Source organism: Roseateles sp. P5_E11 (assembly GCF_054049355.1).
On the sequence record NZ_JBFUMO010000464.1, the window covers coordinates 1 to 4,694 of the forward strand.

General features: G+C 68.1%; 5 protein-coding genes. 1 reads left to right on the forward strand and 4 read right to left on the reverse strand.

The annotated features are described in order from the left end of the window. The 3 genes from ACXJKR_RS24655 to ACXJKR_RS24665 form a co-directional block, all read right to left on the reverse strand. Positions 1 to 786: MFS transporter (locus ACXJKR_RS24655; RefSeq protein ID WP_457325057.1), on the reverse strand; the 786-nt coding region annotated here is incomplete at its 3' end. 7 nt (positions 787 to 793) lie between these two features. Next, a complete protein-coding gene (locus ACXJKR_RS24660) occupies positions 794 to 1,882 on the reverse strand; it encodes an HlyD family secretion protein (protein ID WP_457325058.1) in 1,089 nt (362 codons plus the stop codon). Further along, complete coding sequence (locus ACXJKR_RS24665; protein ID WP_457325059.1) at positions 1,879 to 2,718, reverse strand: pirin family protein; 840 nt, start codon at positions 2,716 to 2,718, stop codon at positions 1,879 to 1,881. Before ACXJKR_RS24665 ends, ACXJKR_RS24660 begins: the two co-directional genes overlap by 4 nt. Before the next feature lie 111 nt (positions 2,719 to 2,829). Here ACXJKR_RS24665 and ACXJKR_RS24670 point away from each other — a divergent pair, with 111 nt between their 5' ends. After that, on the forward strand, positions 2,830 to 3,762 hold the full coding sequence (locus ACXJKR_RS24670) for a LysR substrate-binding domain-containing protein (RefSeq protein ID WP_457325060.1): 933 nt from the start codon (positions 2,830 to 2,832) through the stop codon (positions 3,760 to 3,762). Positions 3,763 to 3,854: 92 nt separating this feature from the next. Here ACXJKR_RS24670 and ACXJKR_RS24675 read toward each other — a convergent pair. Further along, the coding region (locus ACXJKR_RS24675; RefSeq protein ID WP_457325061.1) for an alpha/beta fold hydrolase at positions 3,855 to 4,694 on the reverse strand (840 nt) is incomplete at its 5' end.

Consider the following 4,694-nt stretch of genomic DNA (forward strand, 5'->3'; position numbering starts at 1 on the left):
CGTCAGGCCGCGCCAGGCCCAGCCATAGATGCCGCCCACCGCCAGCACGGCGGCCGTGATGATGAAGGGGCTTGAGAACCAGTCCTTGGCATTGCCCTCTTCCAGCATCGCGGTCAGCGAACCCAGGCCGACGGCCATGAAGACGACGCCCCACCAGTCCACCTCACGCAGCAGCCGCAAGTTCATCGGCTCCTTGTCCAGGCCGATGCTGACGCCGAGCATCAGCAGGATGCCGGGTGCCCAGTTGATGTAGAAGATGCTGGGCCAGCCATACAGCTCGGTAAGGTAGCCGCCGACGGTGGGGCCCAGCGTGGGGGCCAGCGTGGCCGTCATGCCGAACAGGGCCAGGCCGATGGGGCGCTTATTCAGTGGCAGCTTGCGCGTGACCAGCGTCATCGCCATCGGGATCATGACGCCGCCGGTGAAGCCCTGGGCCGCGCGGAAGGCGATCATGCTTTCCAGGCTCCAGGCCATGCCGCACAGCGTGCTGAAGAGCAGGAACAGCGCGACATTGATGACCAGGTAGCGCCGCGTGGAAAACACCATCGACAGGAAGCCCGCCAGCGGGATGACGACGATCTCGGCGACGAGGTAGGCGCTGGAGATCCAGGAGCCCTCTTCCTGCGTGGCCGACAGCGCGCCGAGGATGTCCCGCAGCGAGGAGTTGGTGATGGCGATGTCCAGCACCGCCATGAAGGCACCCAGCAGGCTGGCCAGCACGGCCAGCCAGGTGCGGCCGCTGACCTTCTGGTCGGGCGGCGGGGGGAGGTAGTTTTCGTTGCCCATGTCAGGCTTACTCGGAAATTTCGACTTCCACCTGCACCGAGAGGCCCGGCACGATGCGTGTCGCGGCTTCACCCAGGCTCTTCAGGCTCTCGGGCTCGAAGACAACCTTGACCGGCAYGCGCTGSACGATCTTGGTGAAGTTGCCGGTSGCGTTGTCCGSCGGCAGCAGSGCGAAGCTGGCGCCCGAGGCCGGGGCAAAGCTGTCGACATGGGCTTCCAGTTCCTTGCCCGGGAAGGCGTCGACCTTCACGTGCACCTTCTGACCCGGCTTCATCTTCGCGAGCTGGGTTTCCTTGAAGTTGGCGGTGATCCAGACCTCGGGCTCGACGATGGCCGCCAACTGCTGGCCGGCCTGCACGCGCTGGCCGACCTCGACCGTGCGMTTGCCGACGCGGCCGTCGCTGGACGCGCGCAGCTCGACATAGCCAAGCTGGTTCTGAGCGTCCTTCAGCAAGGCCTGCGTCGCACTCTTTTGCGCGTTGGCCGACTGGCGCGCGCTCTCGGCGGCGGCGATGGCTTCCTTGGCGGCCGAGGCGCCGGCCTTGCGGGCGGTCAGGTCGGCGCGGGCCACGTCGCGGGCGGCAAGCGTGGCATCCAGTTCCTGCTTGCTCGTGGCGCGCAACTCGGCGCCGAACAGCGCCTGGCTGCGCTTGGCGTCCAGCTCGGTGCGGGCCAGCACGCTCTCGGCCTGGGCGACCTGCGAGTTCGTCACCGCGGCCTGGGCCTTGGACTGGGCGATCTGCGCAGCTGTCGTTGCGATGGCCGCGTCGGCCTGCGCGATCTGGGCCTTCAGGCGCTCGATCTGCACGGCGGCGTCGGACGGGTCCAGGCGCAGCAGCACATCGCCGGCCTTGACCACAGCGTTGTCCTGCATGCGCATCTCGGTGACTACACCGGCCACGCGCGTGGCGACCGGGTGCAGGCGGCCGGCGACAAAGGCGTTCTCGGTCTCGACGAGATGCTGTGCGCGCCACCACATGCGGCCACCCAGGCCGATGCCGCCGATCAGCAGGATCGCGCCGACGATGAGCAGGGGCACGGGCGGGCCGCTCTTGGCAGGCTTCGGGGCAACGGTGTTGTCTTGCGGTGCATTCATGACAGGGTTTCCTTGTTGTTGCTTGAGGTTGTTCTAGGGCTGAGGCGGCCCATGCCGCCAGACTGGAATCGCTGCAGCGCGGCCACAACCTGGCCTTCGTTGCTCATGACAAAGGGGCCGTGGCGCACGACGGGCTCGAAAAGCGGCCGGCCGCAGAAGCAGGCCAGGCGCAGCGCCTCAGCGGCCACGATGCGGGCGCCGCCACCGACGGGCAGGCTGAGGGCGCGGCCGGTGGTCAGTGGCAGCTCGCCGGTGTGGCCGCTGCCGTGGATGGGGATGGCAAAACCCTGCTCACCCTCTGGCAGCACGAAATCGAAGGCGGCGCCGGTGTCGATGTCGACCAGCACCAGCGAGGTCGACCAGGGCAGATCGAGCGCGGTGTCGGCACCGAAGACCTGCACCGCCCGCCAGCCTTCACCCACGCGGCGCGGCATCTGCTCGGGCGACAGCCGCATGACGGTCGGCGCGCGCAGCTTCTGCTCGGCGGGCAGGTTGACGAAGATCTGCAGGCCATGGGCTTCGCGGCCCGCCTCGATGGGAAATTCGTCATGCATGACGCCCCGGCCGGCCAGCGTCCAGTGCAGGCCACCCGGCAGGATTTCATGCTCGCCGCCCAGCGAATCGCGGCTGACCATGCCGGTGGCCGAGTCATCGAAGAGATAGGTCACCGCCGAGAAGCCTGCATGCGGATGCGGCGCAAACRCCGGCTCGGTCATGCGGAAGTGGTCGACCATGATGAAGGGGTCGAGCAGCGCCAGCGGCTCGCGCCAACCCTCGGCCTGGAAGCCGGCGCCGATGCGGTGCCTTTGGGGCTGGAGAAGACGGGCGGTTGACATGATGGCCGCGACTGTAGAGAGTTCCATTTATGGCGAATAGCCACAAAACTCAAACTCACCGTTCCGGAAACGAAACGAAACCAAACGAGAAACAGCGAGATAAACGACGCCATGAAGATCGACGACCTCTTGCTGCTGGCCCAGGTTCACAAGGCGGGATCGCTGTCCGAGGCCTCCCGCCAGCTCGACCTGCCCAAGGCAACCTTGAGCCGGCGCCTCACGGCGTTGGAGACCTCGGTAGCCGCCCGCCTCTTTGTGCCCGGCGCCAGCCGGCTGACGTTGACGGAGCTGGGCGAGCAACTCGCCGAACGCGCCGCCCGCCACGAAGAGGACATCGCCGAGACGCGCGAATGGCTGGCCTCACGCGATGCCACGCCCACAGGGCGACTGCGCGTGTCCGTGCCGGCCGAGTTTGCGATGCTGGTGCTGGCGGAAAGCTTTGCTCGCTTCATACGCCGCTACCCCAAGGTGGAGCTGGAGGTGGACACGACGCCACGCCGTGTCGACCTTTTCAACGAGCCCTATGACGTGGCCGTGCGCATGGGCCCGGTGGACGAGCCCGACCTGGTGGCGCGCCAGTACATGCTGCTGGAGCGGGGCCTGTATGCCAGCCCGATCTATCTGCAGGCCAGGCCCGCACCTCAGACGCCTGCAGACCTGGCCGAGCATGACTTCGTCGTGCTGACCCAGGGCAAGGGCATGTACCGCACGCTGCAGAACGGCAAGCAGACGGCCGAGGTGCATCCGGTTGGCCCGCTGGAAGCGAACTCCATCGGCCTGGTGCTGTCACTGACGCGCGCCGGCGGCGGGCTCGGCAGCTTTCCCTTCGGCATGGTGGCGTCGGACATCGCAGCGGGCACGCTGGTGGCGGTGCTGCCCGAGTGGCGCTTCGAGCCCCTGCCCGTGACGCTGCTGACGGCCAGCCGCCGGCTGATGCCGGCCAAGACGCGCGCCTTCATCGACCACCTGTTCGAAACCGTGCCCGAATGGGCGCATGTGAAGGGCGTGCTGGGGCCGGACGCGACGCCGCGGCGCAAGCCCTGATCAGGCGCCGGCCGGCCGCGCCACCTCCACCGCCGGGGCGGCGTACTCGACCTGTTCGATGCGAGCGATGAAACGCGAGGCCGGCCTCGTGCTCAGTTCACCTGGGCAAAGAAGCTGCGGATGTCATCGATCAGCAACTGCGGCRCATCCGTTGCGGCGAAGTGGCCGCCCTCCGGCATCTCGGTCCACTGGCGGATGTTGCTGTGCGAACGCTCGGCAAAGGCCCGCACGGAGCGAAAGTCGTTCGGGAAGGAGGCGACCGCGGTGGGCGCCGCGTTGGGCAGCTCGCGGTAGCCGGCGCCGGTGCGGGCGTTCTCCAGATAGAACTCGGCCGCCTGGCCACCGGTGGCCGTGAACCAGTACAGCGACACATGCGTCAGGAAACGCTCGCGATCCATCGTGGTGGCGGCCTCGCCCTCGAAGCCGAAGAAGAGCTCGGCATTCCAGGCCAGCTGCGCGACCGGTGAATCGACCAGGCCGAAGCCSAGCGTCGCCGGCCGCTTGGACTGGATCTCGGCGTAGCCGTTGTACTTCTGGAAGCGCGCCAGGTTGCCCAGGCCGGCCTTCTCGAAAGGCGACAGCTTCTCCATCTCGCCCGGCGCGCCGCTCGGGAAGGCAAAGATCTGCTGCAGGTGCACGCCCACCAGCCCTTGCGGATTCAGGATGCCCAACTCGCGGGTCACCAGCGCGCCGGCGTCGCCGCCCTGCGCGCCGTAGCGCTCATAGCCGAGGCGCTTCATCAGCACATCCCACGCGGCGGCGGTGCGGGCGGCGTCCCAGCCGGGCCCCGCCAGCGGCGACGAGAACGCGAAGCCAGGCAGCGACGGGATGACGAGATGGAAGGCCTGCGCGGGGTCGAGGCCATGGGCGCGCGGGTCGCTCAGCGGGCCAATCAGGTCGAGGAACTCGGCCACCGTGCTGGGCCAGCCATG